The organism is Nostoc spongiaeforme FACHB-130, assembly GCF_014698475.1.
Classification (GTDB): domain Bacteria; phylum Cyanobacteriota; class Cyanobacteriia; order Cyanobacteriales; family Nostocaceae; genus Nostoc_B; species Nostoc_B spongiaeforme.
On sequence record NZ_JACJTB010000050.1, the window covers coordinates 1 to 18,859 of the forward strand.

The 18,859-nt window shown below is 40.8% G+C and carries 13 protein-coding genes and 1 riboswitch; of the genes, 7 read left to right on the top strand and 6 right to left on the bottom strand.

Annotated features, from left to right (window positions below):
* Positions 1–414 precede the first annotated feature (414 nt).
* On the top strand, positions 415–2,448 hold the full coding sequence (locus H6G74_RS25975; RefSeq protein ID WP_190970394.1) for an S-layer homology domain-containing protein: 2,034 nt from the start codon (positions 415–417) through the stop codon (positions 2,446–2,448).
* Positions 2,449–2,827: 379 nt separating this feature from the next.
* Here H6G74_RS25975 and H6G74_RS25980 read toward each other — a convergent pair whose 3' ends face one another.
* Positions 2,828–3,844 (bottom strand): mechanosensitive ion channel family protein, encoded by a 1,017-nt coding sequence (locus tag H6G74_RS25980; RefSeq protein ID WP_190970395.1) that lies wholly within the window; start codon positions 3,842–3,844, stop codon positions 2,828–2,830.
* A 142-nt stretch (positions 3,845–3,986) separates the two neighbouring features.
* Here H6G74_RS25980 and H6G74_RS25985 point away from each other — a divergent pair, with 142 nt between their 5' ends.
* From H6G74_RS25985 to H6G74_RS26005, 5 genes are all read left to right on the top strand, one after another.
* On the top strand, positions 3,987–4,904 hold the full coding sequence (locus H6G74_RS25985; RefSeq protein WP_190970396.1) for a histone deacetylase family protein: 918 nt from the start codon (positions 3,987–3,989) through the stop codon (positions 4,902–4,904).
* 201 nt (positions 4,905–5,105) lie between these two features.
* A complete protein-coding gene (coaD, locus tag H6G74_RS25990) occupies positions 5,106–5,681 on the top strand; it encodes a pantetheine-phosphate adenylyltransferase (RefSeq protein WP_190970397.1) in 576 nt (191 codons plus the stop codon).
* Complete coding sequence (locus H6G74_RS25995; RefSeq protein WP_190970398.1) at positions 5,567–6,253, top strand: DivIVA domain-containing protein; 687 nt, start codon at positions 5,567–5,569, stop codon at positions 6,251–6,253. The genes coaD and H6G74_RS25995 overlap by 115 nt, the downstream gene beginning before the upstream one ends.
* A gap of 243 nt (positions 6,254–6,496) precedes the next feature.
* The gene (locus H6G74_RS26000) at positions 6,497–8,335 is read left to right on the top strand and encodes a helicase-associated domain-containing protein (protein ID WP_190970399.1); all 1,839 of its coding nucleotides are present in this window, start codon (positions 6,497–6,499) and stop codon (positions 8,333–8,335) included.
* Positions 8,336–8,343: 8 nt separating this feature from the next.
* Complete coding sequence (locus H6G74_RS26005; protein ID WP_190970400.1) at positions 8,344–8,676, top strand: Ycf66 family protein; 333 nt, start codon at positions 8,344–8,346, stop codon at positions 8,674–8,676.
* Positions 8,677–8,690: 14 nt separating this feature from the next.
* Here the strand turns inward: H6G74_RS26005 and H6G74_RS26010 are convergent, their stop codons facing one another.
* Positions 8,691–9,284, bottom strand: a complete 594-nt coding sequence (locus H6G74_RS26010) for a Uma2 family endonuclease (RefSeq protein ID WP_190970401.1) — start codon at positions 9,282–9,284, stop codon at positions 8,691–8,693.
* A 199-nt stretch (positions 9,285–9,483) separates the two neighbouring features.
* Here H6G74_RS26010 and H6G74_RS26015 point away from each other — a divergent pair, with 199 nt between their 5' ends.
* Complete coding sequence (locus tag H6G74_RS26015; protein ID WP_190970402.1) at positions 9,484–11,154, top strand: DNA repair helicase XPB; 1,671 nt, start codon at positions 9,484–9,486, stop codon at positions 11,152–11,154.
* 40 nt (positions 11,155–11,194) lie between these two features.
* On the opposite strand, the gene H6G74_RS26020 is transcribed toward H6G74_RS26015, so the two are convergent.
* From H6G74_RS26020 to cysS, 4 genes are all read right to left on the bottom strand, one after another.
* Positions 11,195–12,907: a DUF190 domain-containing protein gene (locus H6G74_RS26020; RefSeq protein WP_190970403.1), complete on the bottom strand. Its 1,713-nt coding sequence runs from the start codon at positions 12,905–12,907 to the stop codon at positions 11,195–11,197.
* Between the two features lie 357 nt (positions 12,908–13,264).
* A riboswitch (Fluoride riboswitch) is annotated at positions 13,265–13,340 on the bottom strand.
* Between the two features lie 60 nt (positions 13,341–13,400).
* Positions 13,401–14,744 carry a TldD/PmbA family protein gene (locus H6G74_RS26025; protein WP_190970404.1) on the bottom strand — a complete coding sequence of 448 codons (1,344 nt, stop codon included), beginning with the start codon at positions 14,742–14,744 and terminating at the stop codon, positions 13,401–13,403.
* A gap of 87 nt (positions 14,745–14,831) precedes the next feature.
* On the bottom strand, positions 14,832–16,271 hold the full coding sequence (locus H6G74_RS26030; RefSeq protein ID WP_190970405.1) for a TldD/PmbA family protein: 1,440 nt from the start codon (positions 16,269–16,271) through the stop codon (positions 14,832–14,834).
* Positions 16,272–17,273: 1,002 nt separating this feature from the next.
* Positions 17,274–18,740, bottom strand: a complete 1,467-nt coding sequence (gene cysS / locus H6G74_RS26035; RefSeq protein ID WP_190970406.1) for a cysteine--tRNA ligase — start codon at positions 18,738–18,740, stop codon at positions 17,274–17,276.
* Positions 18,741–18,859: the final 119 nt, after the last annotated feature.

Sequence of the window (18,859 nt, forward strand, 5' to 3'; positions counted from 1 at the left end):
AAACCGTACCAGAGTGCGGACGCGCTCGTTGGCTCAAGGTCAGTCAGAATCAACCAAGGATCTTTGTAGCCAAGATCCCAACGGGCAAGTAATGTACATTCAACTGGATTGGTTACAAAGCAAATAATTCGACCTGACCAAGATGTTCCAGGCGCAGAAACCACATTCTGTCGAGAGTGAATGACTACTCACACCCTTGTAAAAAACCTACACCTGTCAGGTAGGGAGAGAGGGGTTGGTAAATTATTTAGGATTGCTCTATTTTGTGAACACATCTTCAAAGAGCAAGCGATCGCACTATTGTTAAGTAATCCAAATAAGTTTTAGAAATGTTAGTTTCACTTACACAACGGGATTAATAAGTCAAGGGAATTTACATTCTCTTCACTTACTCACCGATTGGTATGGTGTGAGATGAAACACAAAAAAACTCGTTCTTTCGCTCATTTGAGCCAATTTATCATTGCTGCTACTTCAGTGGCAATGTTTTCGCCCATCTTTTCAGCTTCTGCAACTCCTCGGTTCTCTACCACCATCGCGCAAACACCTGTTAACTCTACAACGCAACAACTGTTAGCAGATGAGTTAGGCAGCAATGAGTCAGATTTACCAGAATCAGTAAAAGTTGCTGTTTTAGAAGATATTTCCAGTCGCACAGGTTCACAAGCTTCAACTTTACGTGTAATTAAAGCCCAACAGCAAACTTGGTCTAATGGCTGTTTGGGTTTAAAAGCAGAAGATAACTGTTCTCAAGCAGTAGTCCCTGGTTGGCATATAGTAGTTAGCAACGCCAAGGAAGTTTGGGTGTACCGCACTGATGAATCAGGAAGTGTGGCTAAACTTGATGAAGAGTCTACCCAGAGTTTGACAGCTTTAATTTCTCGTCGAGAAACTACCACTCGTCAAATTAGTCGGACAAGGATTCAACGAAATGTTGTAGCCCAACGCAATACCCAAGTGAGTGCGACGAGTACAGTAGTTAAAGCCAAAAAGACGGGTTTTAATCTGGCTATTTTGCAACCATCTGGGGAATTTTCGGAAGTAATTGCCCGTGTTTCCTTCAAATCTAAACGCCACAGCAATTTCTTAAAAGAAAGATTTCTTGGTGACTATAAATATAAAGCCAAGCGCAAGGCAAAATTTGTTAAAGGTATTAAAGCAGGCGATCGCATAGTTGTTAGACTATACGATACTCAAAACCGCTTTATTGGCTACAGCGAATTTGAATGTTTGCCAGCTTTCAGCACTGTGAACTTAATTTTGTCAGCTAATCCCAGCGAATATCAAGTTGTTCGCACTGTTTACGGAGTTGATGCAGATGAAGACGGCACAATTGATTCTGGTAGCGCCACTTACGACTACTTCACCCAAGTTAGCGACCAACGGGTAACATTTCTTAGCAGTTCTCAAACTGTGAAAGTTAACCAATTTGAGGCAGAAGGTTTATCCTCAGTTTCGACAAATAGTATTTACCCCACATCCTTTAGTAGTGGTAAATTTGCCTTAATACGCCAAACAATGAGTACCTTTAGTTACAGCTTGGCAGAAGCGTTAAAAGCTGAACCCGGACGTTTAGTAGAACTTAACGAAGTTAGTGATGATGATAGTTCTACTTATGACATCGGTCAAATGATGATGAGTTACCGTGAAATTGGTGTAGCTCAAGGTATCCAGTTTAAGTTTAGCGATGTTTCGAGTAACTATTGGGCTAGTGATTTTATTGCCGAGTTAGCAGCTTTGCAAGTTATTCAAGGTTTTCCTGATGGGACTTTCCACCCTGATGAACAGGTAACTCGCGCCCAATTTGCCGCGATGATTAGCCAAGCTTTTGAAAAAGCCAACATTCGTCAGGCGGTTAGCTTTAGAGATGTATCGGCAAATTATTGGGCTTACAGTGCCATCCGTAAAGCTTACTCTACAGGCTTTCTCAGCATTTCGGGGAATAAATTCAACCCTACCCAAGCTTTATCTCGTTTAGAAGTCTTGCTATCGTTAGCCAGAGGCTTAAACTATACCTTTAGTGGTTCTACAGAGTCAATTTTGGCAGCTTACTCAGATGCTACAACTATTCGCAGTGACGTGCGAAATGCGATCGCGGCACTGACAGAACGCGGTATTGTGGTTAATTATCCCAATGTTCAGACTCTCAATGCTGACAAGGTAGCCACAAGAGCCGAAGTTGCAGCCTTGATATATAAAGCGTTAGTCAGCACTGGTGAAGCTGTAGAAATTAACTCACAGTATGCGGTAGACCAAACAGAAATTAAATCATCTGTTGATAATGATGACGATGATGACGATGACGATGATGACGATGATGATGATAAAAAACTCCGCCGTCATTGTAACCAAGGAATTGGTAACGGTTCTGAAGGCTGCGACCCAGGAAATTCTCGCCCCCACGGTGGTAGTAACGATGAAGGTGGTAGAACTCCTGGTAGAAGATAATATTCAAGTTTTGTAGAAATGCCATTCATCGTTTCTACCAATGCACAGTAGGATACAACTCAAAGGTAAAAGATGAAAATCATTTTTGATTAGTTATCTTTTACCTTCTTTTTTATCTCTATGACTCATATTTCATTTTTGAAATATACGTAGGATGTGTTATACCAATTCACAATTCGCAATTCGCAATGACGCTCCTTTGTCGCTAACGCTGCGCTAACGCAATTAAAAAACTTAGATACAGCAAAGCTTTTAGGGTTTACATCTGTATCAAATTTTTCGTGAAATGGTGTTAGCGACAGCGTAACACATCTACCGCCAATATTTTGGTGTGTTACGGCTTGCCAAACCCTAGTTCCTAGCCTCTAATCTCTAGCATTCAATTGTTATTGTGAACATAAATATCCCGAATGGGAAAGGGAATAGAAATACCAGATTCTTGATAACGTTTGTGTAATTTTTTGACAAACAGATGCTTGCCCATTCGCTGATCAAAATATTCACTGACTCGCATATACAAAGTAAAATCGATACTAAAATCATTGAATGTATGAAATCTAATATAAGGTTCATTGGCAATTAATTCTGGAGCAATTTCTCGCATCACATCTTTAGCAACTTCGACAGTAATTTTTTCGACTTGTTCTAAATCACTGTCATAACTAACTCCCACATTCATTGTTAAAGTAATTTCCTTAGCTGGAAGATGGTAATTAGTAAAAATTGCCGAAGCTAATTTAGAATTAGGTACAATCACCACATTATTTGAAAGCTCTTTAATAGTAGTATTGCGCCAAGTAATATCTGTAACGTAACCTTCATGTCCTTCATCTAGCTTGACGTAATCACCAGTTCTGACCTGTTTAGAAATAATTAAGTAAAAACCAGAAAATAAATTTGCTAATGTATCTTGCAGTGCTAAACCAACTGCTATACCACCAATTCCTAAAGTCGTGACTAGTGGTGTAACTGCTACCCCTAATGTTTGTAAGAGAATTAATGCCCCTAAAATAAAAACTGCCGTTTTTGCCAAATTAGAAATTAGTGAGGCTGAAACTCCTTCAGCTTTTCGTGTCCAGGAATTGACAAAACCAGCAGTCAGCCTTGCTACAACTAAAGTGATGGAACAGAGAAAAATAATTGTGATGATTCTTTGGCAGACAATTTTCAATTCTGGGCTGAGATTGGGAGAGGCAGCGACTAAAGCTGATGAAAAACCTGCTAATAGAAACCAAATAAAAGTGACTCGATGTAAAGCATGAAAAATTATTCGACTGCCAGGGATATGTTTTTGGATAATAATTGTTTTGAATTTATGAAATAAGAACTTCTCGCAAACTACACCAATTAACAAGCTAAATAAAATCAGGGCAGCCGGTACAATCCATTGGGTCATAATTAGTGTGATTTCTTAAATTGAACGACAAAAATTAAAGGAACATTATAAAACAATTATTGCTAAAGCTCATCTTACAAAAACAGTATTATTGTAATCTTTAGGTATATTTAGTATCGGAATATGGTTAAAAATACATAATATGGACTTGCCAATAATTTATCATTCAGACTATGTTGCACCTTTGCCAGCAGGACATCGTTTCCCAATGGCTAAGTTTTGCAAATTGTATGAATTGTTATTGACTGATCAAGTAGCACACTCAAACCAGTTTCATACTCCACAGCGTCCATCACCAGAGTTGATTGAGTTAGTGCATACACCAAATTATGTACAAGCATATTGTGATGGAACTCTAGACTATAAAGCCCAACGCCGCATCGGGTTGCCTTGGAGTCCGGCTTTAGTCAATCGTACCTGTGTGGCGGTTGGTGGTACGATACTCACGGCTCAGATGGCGTTAAGTCAGGGTTTAGCTTGCAATACGGCTGGGGGAACTCATCACGCCTTCCCCAGTTATGGATCTGGTTTTTGTATTTTCAACGATTTAGCGATCGCATCTCGCGTTTTACAAAAACTCGGACTGGTACAGAAAATTCTGATTGTCGATTTGGATGTACATGAAGGCGACGGTACGGCTTTTATATTTGAGGATGATGCCAGTGTATTTACTTTTTCAATGCACTGTGAAATTAATTTTCCCGGTACAAAACAAAAAAGTGATTTAGATGTTCCCCTCCCCGTGGGAATGGAAGATGATGCTTATTTGCAAACCTTGGCTGAATATTTGCCAGATTTGTTATCAGAGATTCGTCCTGATTTAGTATTTTACGATGCGGGGGTGGATACTCATATAGGCGATCGCTTGGGCAAATTAGCTTTAACTGACACTGGGCTATTCCGTCGAGAAATGCAAGTTTTACATACCTGTGTCAGCGCAGGTTATCCCGTCGCCTGTGTAATTGGCGGTGGATACGCCGATGACATGAAATCTCTAGTGTGGCGACATTCTCTCATCCATCGCGCGGCTAGTGAGGTTTATCGTCAGTATGGGCTTTAGAGGTGACAGGTTACAGGTGACAGGTTACAGGTAAGGGGGTAAGGGGACAAGGGAGACAAGGAAGCAATATTTCTACCTTGTCTACCCCACTCCCAACTCCCAACTCCCCATTCCCAACTCCCAACTCCCAACTCCCAACTCCCCACTCCGCACAGTGGAATCCGATATAATCACCTCAATAACTGTGATACATCGAATATTGTGATTGCTATCTATCCCGGCAGTTTTGATCCCATTACTTTAGGACACCTTGATATTATTCAACGTGGTAGTCGGCTGTTTGACAAGGTAATTGTCGCTGTACTGCGGAATCCTAATAAAGTGCCGTTGTTTACTGTGCAGCAACGATTAGAACAAATTCGGATAGCTACGCAACATCTACCCAATGTCGAAGCAGATAGTTTTGATGGTTTGACTGTAAATTATGCCCAACAACGCCAAGCACAAGTGTTGTTACGCGGTTTACGAGCGATTTCTGACTTTGAAGTAGAATTACAGATGGCGCACACGAATAAAACTCTGTCTACTCAAATTGAAACAGTTTTTCTCGCAACATCAAATGAGTATAGTTTTTTAAGTAGTAGTGTGATAAAAGAGATCGCAAGATTTGGTGGTTCTGTCGATCATCTTGTTCCCCCGCACATTGCCTTAGATATACACAAATGCTACAACCACAACTATCCAATAGCGAACCCAACCACAACGGCAGTTATCCCTCCCCTCCAGAGTATCCCAATGGAGTCGGCAACGGGGACAACTCCCGAAGCGGAAGTGTAGATATTCAGCAAGAACTCAACCGTTTAGAAGATTTGATTTTGTCGAGTTGGCGAGTTCCCCTAACGGGGCGCACATTAATAGACGAAGACAAACTTTTTGAACAGCTTGATTTTATTCGCGTTTCTTTACCTTCGGTGTTCCAAGAAGCAACGGAAATTTTGCAACACAAGCAAGATGTCATGTTAGAAGCCGAAGAATATGGACAGCAAATTGTCGAAGCTGCCCAAGCCAAAAGAGCGCAAATTTTGGCAGAAAGTGATATTCTCAGGCAGGCAGAACACGAAGCAGAACAGCTACGGCGCAAAACCCAGCAAGAATGCGAGGCGATGATGCAAGAAACCCTTGCGGAAGTTGAACGCAGGCGGCAAGCTTGTATGGAAGAATTAGAACAAATGCGTCAAACTGCGATCGCACAAGCTCAAGAAATTGAAGATGGTGCTGATCAATATGCCGATACTGTCCTCGAAAATATCGAGCAAGACCTCAAAGATATGTTAAGAATTATCACCAATGGCAGACAACAATTACGCCAAGAAAATCAATCTCAGAATTATTCTTCAAAAAAGAAATGAGGTTAGAGGCTAGTACAACAAGGCAAAAGTAAAAAGGCAAAAGTAAAAAGAAATAATACTTATCAAGTCAGCTTTTTAGCTATTTCTAATGGTCTGCTTCTTTACGCCGATCTGTACTAGAGGCTAGAGGTTAGAGACTAGAGGTTAGTATATTTTCTTGACTCAGCACTTAATATTGTAAGATTTTCCTAAACCTATTTTGCTTATAGGTTGAAAATCGCAGGTTATTTCCAGTGCATAATCATGCCTTACTATCAGGATCAGTTAAGCATTTCCACAGTTGATGAGGCTTTACAACAATTATCTGTTGATCAACTAAAAAAGCTGGCAGCGTTACTAAATACTAATAGTAAACCCACGCGCAAAGCGGAAATCATTGCAGTGATTCACCGTCATCTTGTGGGGGAAAATCTGCAACAATTGTGGCGAGAACTAGATCATCTGCAACAAAAGGCAGTAGCGGAAACAATTTACAACACAGATGGTTTGTTTAACGCTACAAGTTTCTATGCTAAATATCTGGAAGAACCCAATTGGGGAACATCCGACGCATTCGGTTACAAGCGTCAACCATCGTTATTGTGTTTATTTATCTACAGCAATATTATTCCTCAAGATTTACAAACACGCTTAAAAGCCTTTGTTTCGCCACCAGCAGAATTTTCAATTACTAGCTTAGATAAATGTCCAGAGGTTTTTCGTTTGCAGTGGCGAGAATGGAACTGGAAAACCCGCGAAAGAGAAACCCATGAAAAAGAAATTGTCGTCAAGCAGTGTGAAATGGAAACTGCTGCACAACAAGATTTACTCGCGGTACTACGATTAATTAACGCCGGAAAACTCAGTGTTAGCGATAAAACTGGATATCCAAATAATAGTAGTATGAGTGCGATCGCCTCTGTATTGACTGGCGGCGATTATTACAACGATGACCCATCTACACCATCATACGAAAAAATCGGTTTTATTAAGCCCTTCGCCTGGGCAATGTTAGTCCAAGCCGCAGGTTTAGCCGAACTTTCTAGTAAACGTCTAGTCTTAACCAAAACTGGACAAAAAGCCCTCACCAACCCACCCGCAGCCACCATCCGCAATATTTGGAAAAAATGGCTAAAAAATAAAGTATTAGACGAACTACGCCGCATAGACTCTATTAAAGGGCAAACAGGCAAAGGTAAGCAAGGTTTAACCGCCCCAGACAAACGCCGCGAAGCCATTACCAAAGCCTTAGCAGAGTGTCCTGTAGGGCGATGGATGGGCGTTAATGAACTGTTTCGCTGTATTCTCGCCAAAGGCTACAATTTTGAAGTTACCCGCAATCCTTGGAACTTGTATATTAGTGATTCCCATTACGGTAGCTTAGGTAATGGTGGCGATGATTGGGAGATTTTGCAAGGCAGATATGCTTTATGTCTGCTATTTGAATACGTCGCCACTTTGGGGATGATTAATATCGCCTATGTTAATCCTGGTGGTGTTCGTCCTGATTATACAGACTTATGGGGAACCGATGACTTACCGTTTCTCAGCCGTTACGATGGTTTGATGTGTTTGCAATTAACACCCTTGGGTGCATACTGCTTGGGTTTGCAAAACGACTATACACCGCCACCGTTAGAAGTACGGGCGGTATTTCGAGTGTTACCAAATTTAGAAATAGCCGCGACTGGCGAACCACTCACCCCTGCTGATACTCTGGTATTGGATGTTTACGCCCAAAAAATTTCGGATGCGGTGTGGCGGTTGGAGACAGCTAAGTTACTAGGTGCGATAGAAGAAGGGCAAAGTATCACCCAATTACGAGAATTTCTGCAAGCCCGGAGTGGTCATGAAATACCAGAAACCGTCAATCAATTTTTAGCAGATATTGAAGCGCGAGGCAATAGTTTGCGCGATCGCGGCCAAGCCCGGTTGATAGAATGCACTGATGCAGCTTTAGCTGTATTAATCGCCAACGATTCCCGCACCAAAAAGCTGTGTTTCTTAGCCGGAGAAAAGCATTTAGTTGTGCCTAGCGAATCAGAAACTAAATTCCGAAACGCCGTGAAAAAATTGGGTTATAGTATTGCGTTGAGTGGTTAAAATTCATCATGAATGAATTAATTTTTATGCAAGTAAATTTCGGGTTCAATGTTGCCAGTTTGATTGGTTTTGTGCAGATTATTTTTGCTGTAGCTTACATACTGGCTATGATAATTCTGCTGATTCAACGCGCTAGAAGATTAGAAACTTTCTCTTTAATTCTTTATGTTTTTCAAACTATAATTATCCCTATTTTTCTGCTAACTTCTGGGTTGATTTTGGTTTTTCATGGTTGGCGATTAGACCCTATTTTACAATTTATGCAGTTTTTACTCACTGTGTTGATTATTTATTTATGTATTAAAGATATTGTAATTAATGGTGGTTATAGAAATCGGTAGTTTAAAGTGAGCTATCATTGTTCAACATCAGATTTAACTTCAAATTCGACCTTGTTGTATAAATCTTGTAATTTAATTTCCAAGGGAACAGTAACTAAATTAATCAACTCATCTTCAGCATCATATTCTTGTAAAGACCATCGCTTATTAGCAGTCTTATAAAAATGTTCTACAAAAATTCTATCCTGCTCAACTAACAAATATTCTTCAAAGGATGGTATGGTACGATATACCTTAAATTTTCCTTCTCTGTCATAACTTTCAGTGGATTTTGATAATACCTCAACAATTAATTTTGGATTGGTAATTGTATCTGTCCGATTTTCCAGAAATTCTATTTTACCTGCAACAATAGAAATGTCTAGATATGTATAAATACGTTGTTTAGGTATCCATAACCGCATATCACTGTTAAAGACTTCATAATCTTGTTGCCTAAAAGCAAAATTCAAAATAGCATAAAAATTGCCAGAAATTCGATTATGATTTGCAGTTCCACCAGCCATTGGAATAATTATTCCGTCAATATACTCACTTTTAAAATCAGCTTTGTCTTCTAAGTTTAAATATTCTGGGATGGTAAAATATTGTGGTTCTAGTATTTGCACAAGTTTACCTCACTTTAGCTTTGTGAAAATGTTCTGTTTTTTTAGTTTTCGTAGGTTGAGTGAAGCGCCAGCGAAACCAAACAACTATGATAATTGTACCTTTCCATTATCATTTATTACTTCAATATTTTAGGCTATCTATACTATTGCCTGACAGTATTACTAAAATTATATTTCGTAGGATTTAGCTGACAAAATTATGACTTACATCCCAGAAAATGCGCTGATTGTGCAGAGCGATCGCACTATTCTTTTAGAAGTACATTCTCCCACAGCAGCTAAAGCCAGAGAAGCGATCTCACCTTTCGCTGAACTAATCAAAAGTCCCGAACATATCCACACTTACCAAATTACCCCCCTAAGTATTTGGAATGCACGGGCGGCGGGGATGCAGGTGGAATCAATGGTAGCAGCGTTGCGGGACTATGCAAAATATCCCATCCCGGAAGCAGTCGCCCAAGAAATCAGCACCTTGGGTAGTCGCTATGGCTTGACGGTAATTGAACGGGATGGAGATAATCTACTGCTGCGGATGAGTGATCAGCCTTTAGCGGAGTTGCTGTCGCGGGATAAGCAAGTCGCCCCATTATTAGGTCAGCGACTTTCCGAGGTTTGTTTTCAAGTCGCGGCGAGTTTGCGTGGCGTACTCAAACAGGCTTTGTTAGGGGCTGGCTATCCGGCGGAAGATATTGCAGGTTATGTCACTGGCGATGCTTTAGCAATACAGTTGCGCGAAGAGACACGCACAGGCAAAAAATTTCTGCTGCGGGACTACCAAAATCAAGCAGCAGAAGCATTTTATCAGTCGGGAAGAGTACAAGGTGGCAGTGGCGTAATCGTGCTACCCTGCGGTGCAGGTAAGACAATTGTCGGTATGACTGCGATCGCTGCCGTGCAAGAGAGTACGCTTGTACTAACAACTAGTTTAACATCCGTGCGACAGTGGCGGCGGGAATTGTTGGATAAAACAGACTTACCGGAAGATGCGATCGCAGAATACAGTGGCGAAGTCAAAAATACAGGGCCGATTACCTTATCAACTTATCAAATTCTGACTTATCGCCATCAGCGCGACGGTGACTTTCCCCACTTTGATTTATTTAGTGCGCGTTCTTGGGGTTTAATCATTTACGACGAAGTTCATCTCCTCCCCGCGCCAGTTTTCCGCATCACAGCTGAACTGCAAGCCCGTCGACGCTTGGGACTCACCGCCACCCTGATTCGGGAAGATGGTAGAGAAGGTGATGTTTTCGCCCTGATTGGGCCGAAACGGTATGATGTTCCGTGGCGCGAATTAGAAGGTGAAGGTTTTATCGCCACGGCGAGTTGTACAGAAATTCGCGTATCTCAAGATAAAGAACGCCAGATGGAATATGCTTTAGCACCCAGGCGCAATCAGTTTCGTGTCGCCGCCGAAAATCCGCGCAAGCTGCAAGTTATCAAAGACTTGTTAGCAAAAGAATCAGGACACCGCATTTTAATTATTGGCGAATTTCTGTCGCAATTGGAAGCGATCGCCCAAGTTACCCAACTACCTTTAATTACTGGTAAAACCCCCGAAAAAGAACGAGAAAAACTTTATCAAGCTTTTCGAGAAGGGGAATTAGGCGGACTTGTTTTATCCAGAGTTGGTAACTTTGCCATTGATTTACCAGATGCAGATGTCCTCATTCAAGTATCTGGTAAATATGGTTCTCGCCAAGAAGAAGCCCAACGTTTGGGTAGAGTTTTACGCCCGAAATCTGATGGTCGTCCCGCACAATTTTATACTTTAGTTTCCCTGCGTACTTGTGAAGAAGATTTTGCTCGTCATCGTCAGTTATTTTTAACTGAGCAAGGTTATAGTTATCAAATTGAAATTGTAGATTAATTTTATACATATCGATAAATTGTCAGTTGTTCTAAATTCATTATGGTAAAAATTCATCGCATCTTAATAAAACAACTCTTACTTGTTTGAGTTCATCATTATGTTCATCTAGAAAACTTCGTAGTTTCTCCTCTTGGTCAATTAATTCCAGACATTGAGGAAGTTTGTGATGAGGAAATTCGTGATGATCATGGTGCAAATCATCTCCTTTTAAAAATCCCATCGAAACTCGGTGTACTATAACTTGTTCAATACCAAATTCTTTAGCACGGGCAGCTAAATAATAAGTTAAAGATGGTGCTGTTAATTTTTGCCAAAATGTTTTTCTAGGTACACGAGAGCCAGAGTGAAAATACAAACGCAATACTGTCAAATTGTGCATTTCAATTTCTTCTCTTTGGCGTACAAATCCCCCAAAATTCAGGTCATTGAGTAAATAAATTTGTTGTTCAATCTTTTTTTCTACAGTCTGAGTAGTTTCTAGGGCTTGGGTAGCTAAACTTCGTCCTTCTTGTACAGGCATAAAATGGTATTTGCCTGAGCCAAGGCGTTGTGCTTTATAAATACCAACGTGACCAGAAAAAACATAGCTGGCTACACAAGCAATACCAATAAAAACTCCCGATTCTAAGCCAAACAGTTCAATGCCCATCAAAGTTGAGGTGATAGGGGTATTGGCTGCACCACCAAATACAGCAACAAACCCCATACCTGCAAGTAGTGGTGCAGGTAGAGCTAATATCAAAGACAAAGCATTACCTAATGTTGCACCAATATAAAATAGAGGAGTTACTTCTCCTCCTTTAAAACCTGCTCCTAAAGTCAAAGCAGTAAAAGCTATTTTGGTAGCAAAATCCCACGGTGGTAACTGAGTATTAAAAGCATTAACAATTGTGGGAATACCCAGTCCAATGTATTTTGTAGTTCCGACTGCCCAAACAGCTAATGCCACAATCACACCACCGATGGCGGGGCGTAAAGGCGGATAGGAGATTTTTTCTTGAAAAATGTGGCTGATTTTATGAGTTAGTTTGGCAAAAATCATCGCTACAATGCCAAAGATTGCACCAGCGACAATTGCCGAAATCAGCCCCATGACAGTGATTGTGGGGATAACGGGGGCGTGACGATAGGCTGTATGATGCAAACCTAACATTAAGGTAACGCGATCGCCTACGACTGCGGCAATTAAACAAGGAAACAGTGCATCATGTCGGATTGTCCCAATAGCTAAAACTTCTAAACCAAAGATGGTTCCTGCTAAGGGAGTTCCGAAAACTGAAGCGAATCCTCCACTTAAACCTGCCATTAATAAAATTCGTCGATCCGTGTGTTTAAAGTGGAATATCTTTGTCAATCTATCTGCTAGTGAAGCTGCTATTTGTAGGGCTGTACCTTCCCGACCGGCGGAACCTCCAAATAAATGAGTTAGGTCTGTACCAAACAAAACTAAAGGAGCCATCCGCAAAGGAATAATATCTTTGGGGTTATGAATTTCTTCCAGTAAAAGATTGTTTCCTGCCTCTACCCGTTTGCCAAATTGATGATAAATCCAACCACTTAAAAAACCGCCTAAAGGTAATAGTGCAATTATCCAAAGATGTGATTCTCGCCAATCGGTTGACCATTCCAACGATGCCAAAAGAGCAGCAGAACCTATGCCAGAAAGAATACCAACCACCAAGGAGATAATGAACCACTTGCTAAGTTGGGGTAAGGCAATTAACTGTTCTAGTTGGCGTATTTTATTCATATTCAAATTGCTATGATTTCTTGCTGGCTTGTGTTAATAGATTTAGATGAAGTGATTGTTAATAAAAAAATCTGCAAGTCAATGCAGATAATCATGTAAATATAGACGGTCGATGACGAGCCAGGATTATGTCTATCAAATAGAACCTGTTGGATGTGACAAAAAGTTTATTTATTGTTAGTTCTAGCCAACCAGCTCAAATTAAAGCTGTTTTGGTAGTTTCTAAACTTTGCAGCTTAATTTTTCTAAAGCTTTCTTTCAAAATCTCCAAAAAACTTTCGCCCATTTTTTTACTCCAAGCTGACTAATAGTTTTTAGCTCTTACCACCTACTTGTTTACAGCAGGTTAATTGCAGTATTGAACTAGAAACTATCAGCCATAGGGGCGGTTCTCTGGTTGTTCCAGAAGGCGAGTTTCATCACCACTGTTCTTGTAATATCAAAGTCTACCCTAAGTTGTCAAGTTATTGAGACTGATGTTTTTTGTCAGAGATTACAAAGTGTAAGTAAAATCATTGACTAACATCCCAGGCACCAGACTACCACCTAATTTACGGTTTTCATAAGTGTCAACTTCGGGAATAAATTCTTGGAAATTAGTGAAATCGACTAAATTTTCTCCCCAAAAGCGATAGAGGCTGTCGTCAAAGCGGAGATTTTCGATGGGTGCAACGATTTCGCCGTTCTCTACCCAAAAACAGGCGTAACGGGTCATACCTGTAATTCTACCTGTGGGGCGATCGCTCCAATTTAAATAATGCAAATTCGAGACGTATAACCCTGTGTCTAAGTTTGATAAAATCTGCTCAAACCTTAAATTTCCTGGACTGATTTCTGGCGTGCGTAAGGTTTCCGAACTGTTAGCACCATTAGCAGTTTTTTGATATTCTTTGGCAGTCCGAGAATTAACTAAGCTATTTACTAATACGCCATTTTCAATTATTGCTAACTCTGGTGCTGCCATTTCACCTAATTCATTAAAGCGTGGTACTAAACCTAATTGAAAGTTTTCTTTTAAGCTAAATTTAGCAGATAACTGTTTTTCTTTACGGGATAAAGCAGCTAAAGCACTGTTTCCTTGTTGGATATCTGCTTCACTTACAGCACCCCAAGATAGCATCTGTAATAAATCAGCTACAGCCGCAGGTGCAAAATAAGTTTTATACTGACCTCTAGGTAATTCTTTGGCTGGATGCGACAGCAAATTGAGTTGTTTTTTGGCTTCGTTGATTTTTGCGGCGTAACTTGCTACATCCCAATTACTACCAGCAAATGTACCTTTAACAGCTTTACCTGAACTGATAAACAATGAATAATCTAGTGTGAAAGTATCAGTCGCAAACCAATGTTTTTGTCCGCTAGAATCACCATAGGCTTTAATTACTATTCCACCCGCATAAATGCCTGTAAAATCGAGTTCTGCGACTTCGGCTAAGATGCTAGAAACTATATCTTCTTGTGCTAATAAATTACTATGATGAACTTCCCGACTCGTATTATTGCCGGAAGGTAAAACTAAATAAGGGTCAATTGGTAATATCGTTATTTCATCGCGTAATTCTTGTAAGGCTTGATGTGCTTTTCGCCAATCTTTTTCCCAATTTCCGGTAAAGGGAAACTGTCTAGAACTACTGCGTTGCTCTGCCATTAAAGTTAGTTCAATCGACCCATCAGCTACACAGCCAGTTTGTCTAACTTTCGCATGATTAAACCGCGTAAATTGACTTTGTTCACTGCTGAGTTTCAGGGTAAATTCCTCATGCTCTAATTTCTTGATAAGCAGAGTTTCTAACAACTGATTAAAGCTAGATTCTAAAGCAGTTAATTCTTGTTTCATTGGTAGATTATTAATTCGTAATTCGGAATAAAGCTACAAAAGTCACACTTTGTAATTTTGACTTTTAACTTTTAACTTTTGACTTCTTCAACTTCCTCCCCCAAAGACTTCAACATTAGCAAATACACAAACAGGTGAACCATGTCCTACCCAAATTGCTTGATTTGGTTCGCCTTTACCGCAGTATGGAGTGCCGTACATTTGCCAGCTATCTTGATTGCCGATTTTGATTAAGCTGCGCCAAAATTCTGGGGTTGTGGCGCGATAGTTGGGGTTGCGGAGGGTTTTGGTGAGTTTGCCATTTTCAATTAATTTGGCATATTCGCAGCCAAATTGGAATTTATAACGGCGATCGTCAATTGACCAAGAACGATTTGATTCCATGTAAACGCCATGTTCTATGTCGCTGATGATTTCTGCAAAGGTGGCGTTTCCTGGCTCTAGGTTTAAGTTCGCCATACGGTCAATTGCTGGTCGATTCCAGGAACAAGCACGGGCGCAAGCTACTCCAGGGACTCCGGCTCTGGCTTGACTTTCTAAGCTGCCTAAACCCCGTTGTAATACGCCTTCTTTAATCAAAAATTCCCTTGTGGCAACTGCGCCAGTATCATCAAAAGCATAGCTGGCATATTCACCCGGCACTGTGGGGTCAAAGGTAATATTCATTAATGGCGAACCGTAGACTAGCTGACCAAAATCTTGGGTGGTGACAAAGCTACCGCCAGCATAGTTGCGCTCATCGCCTAAAATCCGGTCAAGTTCTAGGGGATGCCCGACGCTTTCATGAATTTGCAGCATCATTTGGTCTGGGGCTAAGACCAAGTTAGTGCAGGTATTGGGACATTCTTCGGCGGTTAACAGTTCTAGGGCTTGTTCTCCTACTTGCTGTACCCGTTGCCATAAATGTTCTTGTCTTAAAACTTCCCATCCACCTTGATAACAATGAGCTTGCCAACCGTTGTTGGTACGTTGTTGGACAATTGCGCCGTCTTGAGCGATCGCACCATAATTAGTCCCTAAAGAAATAAACTTTTGATATACTTCTGAACCATTGCTGCTGACAAACCAGCTTTCTCGCTCACTGGTATTGATACTGGCTGTGGTTTGCACAATTTTGTCATGTACTTTTAGCGCGTGGCACATCCGCACCAACAAATCATTGATTTCTCCGGGACTCAGTGCATCTAAGGGTTCCAAAAATGGCGAGTTGTATTCACCAACAACCTTGGGACGCTCGGTTTCTTTAAACGGATATATCCACCATTTACTAGCGGCGAGTGCTTGTTTATAGGCGATGTCCGCCGCAGATTCTAAAGATTCTAGTTCTAATGAGTTGGTAGCTGCATAACCCAGACAGCCATTCACCAAAACTTCGATCATGGCTCCCTCGGTGGTAGATTTACCGTTAGCTTGGGGTATACCATCGCGCACATAACGGTTTGCGGCTGTTTCTCTGACGGCTCTGATCCCAATCCAATCAGCCGGAATATGAAAACTAGCGATCGCTTTTGTTAGTTCAGACCACATAATAATTGAAAGGTAAATTTCCTGATTTTGTAATTGACAATTTCGTTTTTTTATGGGTGTTTTTTCTTTTTCACTAATTCTGTATTAGCTATCAACTAACCAGATATTAGGCAAGTTATGTAATATACTCTGCTTTTATCGCAAGCCTATAGAATTTTATGTTTTTTAACAAAATTGGTTGTATTTGATACTAATTTTTATTTTTTAACTTTTACCCTAATCGCTGTAAATTATCAGACATGACCTGCTTTTTCAAGACTGTTCTGACCACACAGTCTCAAAATTAAATTTAGTGCAATAATGCAGAAACCAGCAATTAATCAAGAAACTGGGAAATTCCAGAAAAAATTGTCTGGTAAGTAATGTCATGAAAACATAACATTACACAGAAATCTAAGTTTTTGGTGATGAAAGTTTACTAAAAGAATAGCTTTTGTATTTGAGTTTTTTTCCTCAAAAAATTGCAATGTGAAGTTTACAAAAACTGAAATACAGTAATAATATTTGATTTATCAAACAGAATTCAGGAGTCAGAATACAGAATTCAGAATTGAATTCTGTATGGTAATTACTAGATAGATTGCTATCTAATTAGTTCGTTGCGCTGATTAATTTAATTATTAGTTGAGATTGAGTGTAGGGGTGTACGGGTTTTTTAAGATCAAAACCTTCATCGTGAAAACTATTCCCATTTCCAGTAGAGACGTTGTATGCAACGTCTCTACTTTTTTGGCTTGGTATAGCAATCAAAGCATCGATGATAACTAGTACAGGTTGGCGTAAATAAACAGACCATAAGAAATTGCTAAAAGGCTTGTATTATCGTTATTCTTTCTTTTTCCTTTTGCCCTTCGGGTTCACCATTTGACGACAGTTGCCTCAAGTCGGGAGACCCGCCCACGGCACTGTCTCCTTTATGCCGGGAAACCCGTCCACCGCAATGGCTCACCTTTTTACTTTTGCCTTGTTGTACTAGTTCCAACTCAGCACTCAGCACTCCAATTAACTCCTATGCCAGCGCGTACCTTCAGGACTATCAATTAAGGTAACACCTTTGGCTTGTAGTTCATTGCGGATGCGATCGCCTTCGGCAAAATTCCGCGCTTTCCTAGCGGCTTGGCGTTGTTGAATTAAATCTTCAATTTCCGCATCACTTAAACCATCATTTACAGTAGTTTCAGCTTCTGGTTGGGCGGTTAAACCTAAAACCTCTGCTAAAGTGACGAGTGTTTGCCATTGTTTTTGCAGTTCTTCTGCGGGTGTGTCAGTTTTGCCTTCATGAACAATGATATTTCCTTCACGGCGGAGTTCTTTGGCTAATTCAAACAACACCGATACCCCACCAGGAAAATTAAAGTCATCGTTGATAGCTTCTTGAAAGCGTTCCACAAATTCAGGGAGTAGGGAGGTATTTTCCACTCCCCACTCCCCACTCCCTACTCCCCAATTTAGTTGTTTACCGTATTGATGACCAAACAGTAAACCTTCTTTGAGGGTGTGCCAGCCGTTGGTGGCGGCAGCGATCGCATCGTCGGTAAAATCAAGAGGCTTACGATATTGCGCCATCAGGACAAACAAGCGTAGTGCCATTGGGTCTACATTGCGATCAAGTAAGTCGCGGATGGTGGTAAAGTTGCCCAAAGACTTGGACATTTTCTCACCGTCTACCTTGACCATCCCGTTGTGTAGCCAGTAATTTGCTAAAGGCTTACCTGTGACGGCTTCCGATTGAGCAATTTCGTTTTCGTGGTGGGGGAAAATTAAGTCAGCACCACCAGCATGAATATCTATTGTCTCACCCAAGCGATCGCGCACCATCGCCGAGCATTCAATATGCCATCCCGGACGACCAGCACCCCAAGGTGATTCCCAAGCAGGTTCGCCGGGTTTGGCGGCTTTCCACAAAGCAAAATCAAAGGGGTCTTTTTTCTTTTGATACTCTGGGTCTTCTATATTAACGCGATCGCTTTTCCCCGCCTGCATATCTTCTAACTTGCGGCCAGAAAGCTTACCATACTCACCAAACTGGCGTACAGCATAGTAAACATCACCGTCAGAAGGATAGGCAAAGCCTTTGTTTTCCAACTCATGAATTAATCGCTGAATCCCATTCATCGTATGTGTCGCGCGGGGATATTCATCAGCTTCTTTAATTCCTAACCGTGCCATGTCTTCAAAATATGCCTTGATGAACCGTTCCGCTACAGCTTCCATTGATGAATGTTCTTGTCGAGCGCGGTTGAGAATTTTGTCATCAACATCAGTAAAATTCTGCACATAGCGCACTTCATAACCGATAAACTGAAGATAGCGGCGCACAACATCCCAAACAATGCAAGCTCTAGCATGACCCAAATGACAGTAGTCATAGACCGTCACGCCGCAGTAATACATCTTAACCTTGCCTGGTTCGACTGTTTTAAACGGTTCTTGACGACGGGTGAGGGTATTGTAAACAGTTAGGGTCATAACAGAGTAATGCTGCAATAGAGGGATACGCAATAATAGGGTAAAACAACTGGTAAGTTTATCCAGCATCCCTATGCTAGTGTTTTCTGGACTATCTGCGCTACCCTTTGTAAATGTAA

Bases quoted from the DNA above. Each gene is read 5' to 3' on its own strand.
- cysS (WP_190970406.1), bottom strand. From the start codon at position 18,740: ATGACCCTAACTGTTTACAATACCCTCACCCGTCGTCAAGAACCGTTT.
- H6G74_RS26005 (WP_190970400.1), top strand. From the start codon at position 8,344: ATGAATGAATTAATTTTTATGCAAGTAAATTTCGGGTTCAATGTTGCC.
- H6G74_RS26015 (WP_190970402.1), top strand. From the start codon at position 9,484: ATGACTTACATCCCAGAAAATGCGCTGATTGTGCAGAGCGATCGCACT.
- H6G74_RS25995 (WP_190970398.1), top strand. From the start codon at position 5,567: ATGCTACAACCACAACTATCCAATAGCGAACCCAACCACAACGGCAGT.
- H6G74_RS25975 (WP_190970394.1), top strand. From the start codon at position 415: ATGAAACACAAAAAAACTCGTTCTTTCGCTCATTTGAGCCAATTTATC.
- H6G74_RS26020 (WP_190970403.1), bottom strand. From the start codon at position 12,907: ATGAATAAAATACGCCAACTAGAACAGTTAATTGCCTTACCCCAACTT.
- H6G74_RS26030 (WP_190970405.1), bottom strand. From the start codon at position 16,271: ATGTGGTCTGAACTAACAAAAGCGATCGCTAGTTTTCATATTCCGGCT.
- H6G74_RS26000 (WP_190970399.1), top strand. From the start codon at position 6,497: ATGCCTTACTATCAGGATCAGTTAAGCATTTCCACAGTTGATGAGGCT.
- H6G74_RS26025 (WP_190970404.1), bottom strand. From the start codon at position 14,744: ATGAAACAAGAATTAACTGCTTTAGAATCTAGCTTTAATCAGTTGTTA.
- H6G74_RS25985 (WP_190970396.1), top strand. From the start codon at position 3,987: ATGGACTTGCCAATAATTTATCATTCAGACTATGTTGCACCTTTGCCA.
- H6G74_RS25980 (WP_190970395.1), bottom strand. From the start codon at position 3,844: ATGACCCAATGGATTGTACCGGCTGCCCTGATTTTATTTAGCTTGTTA.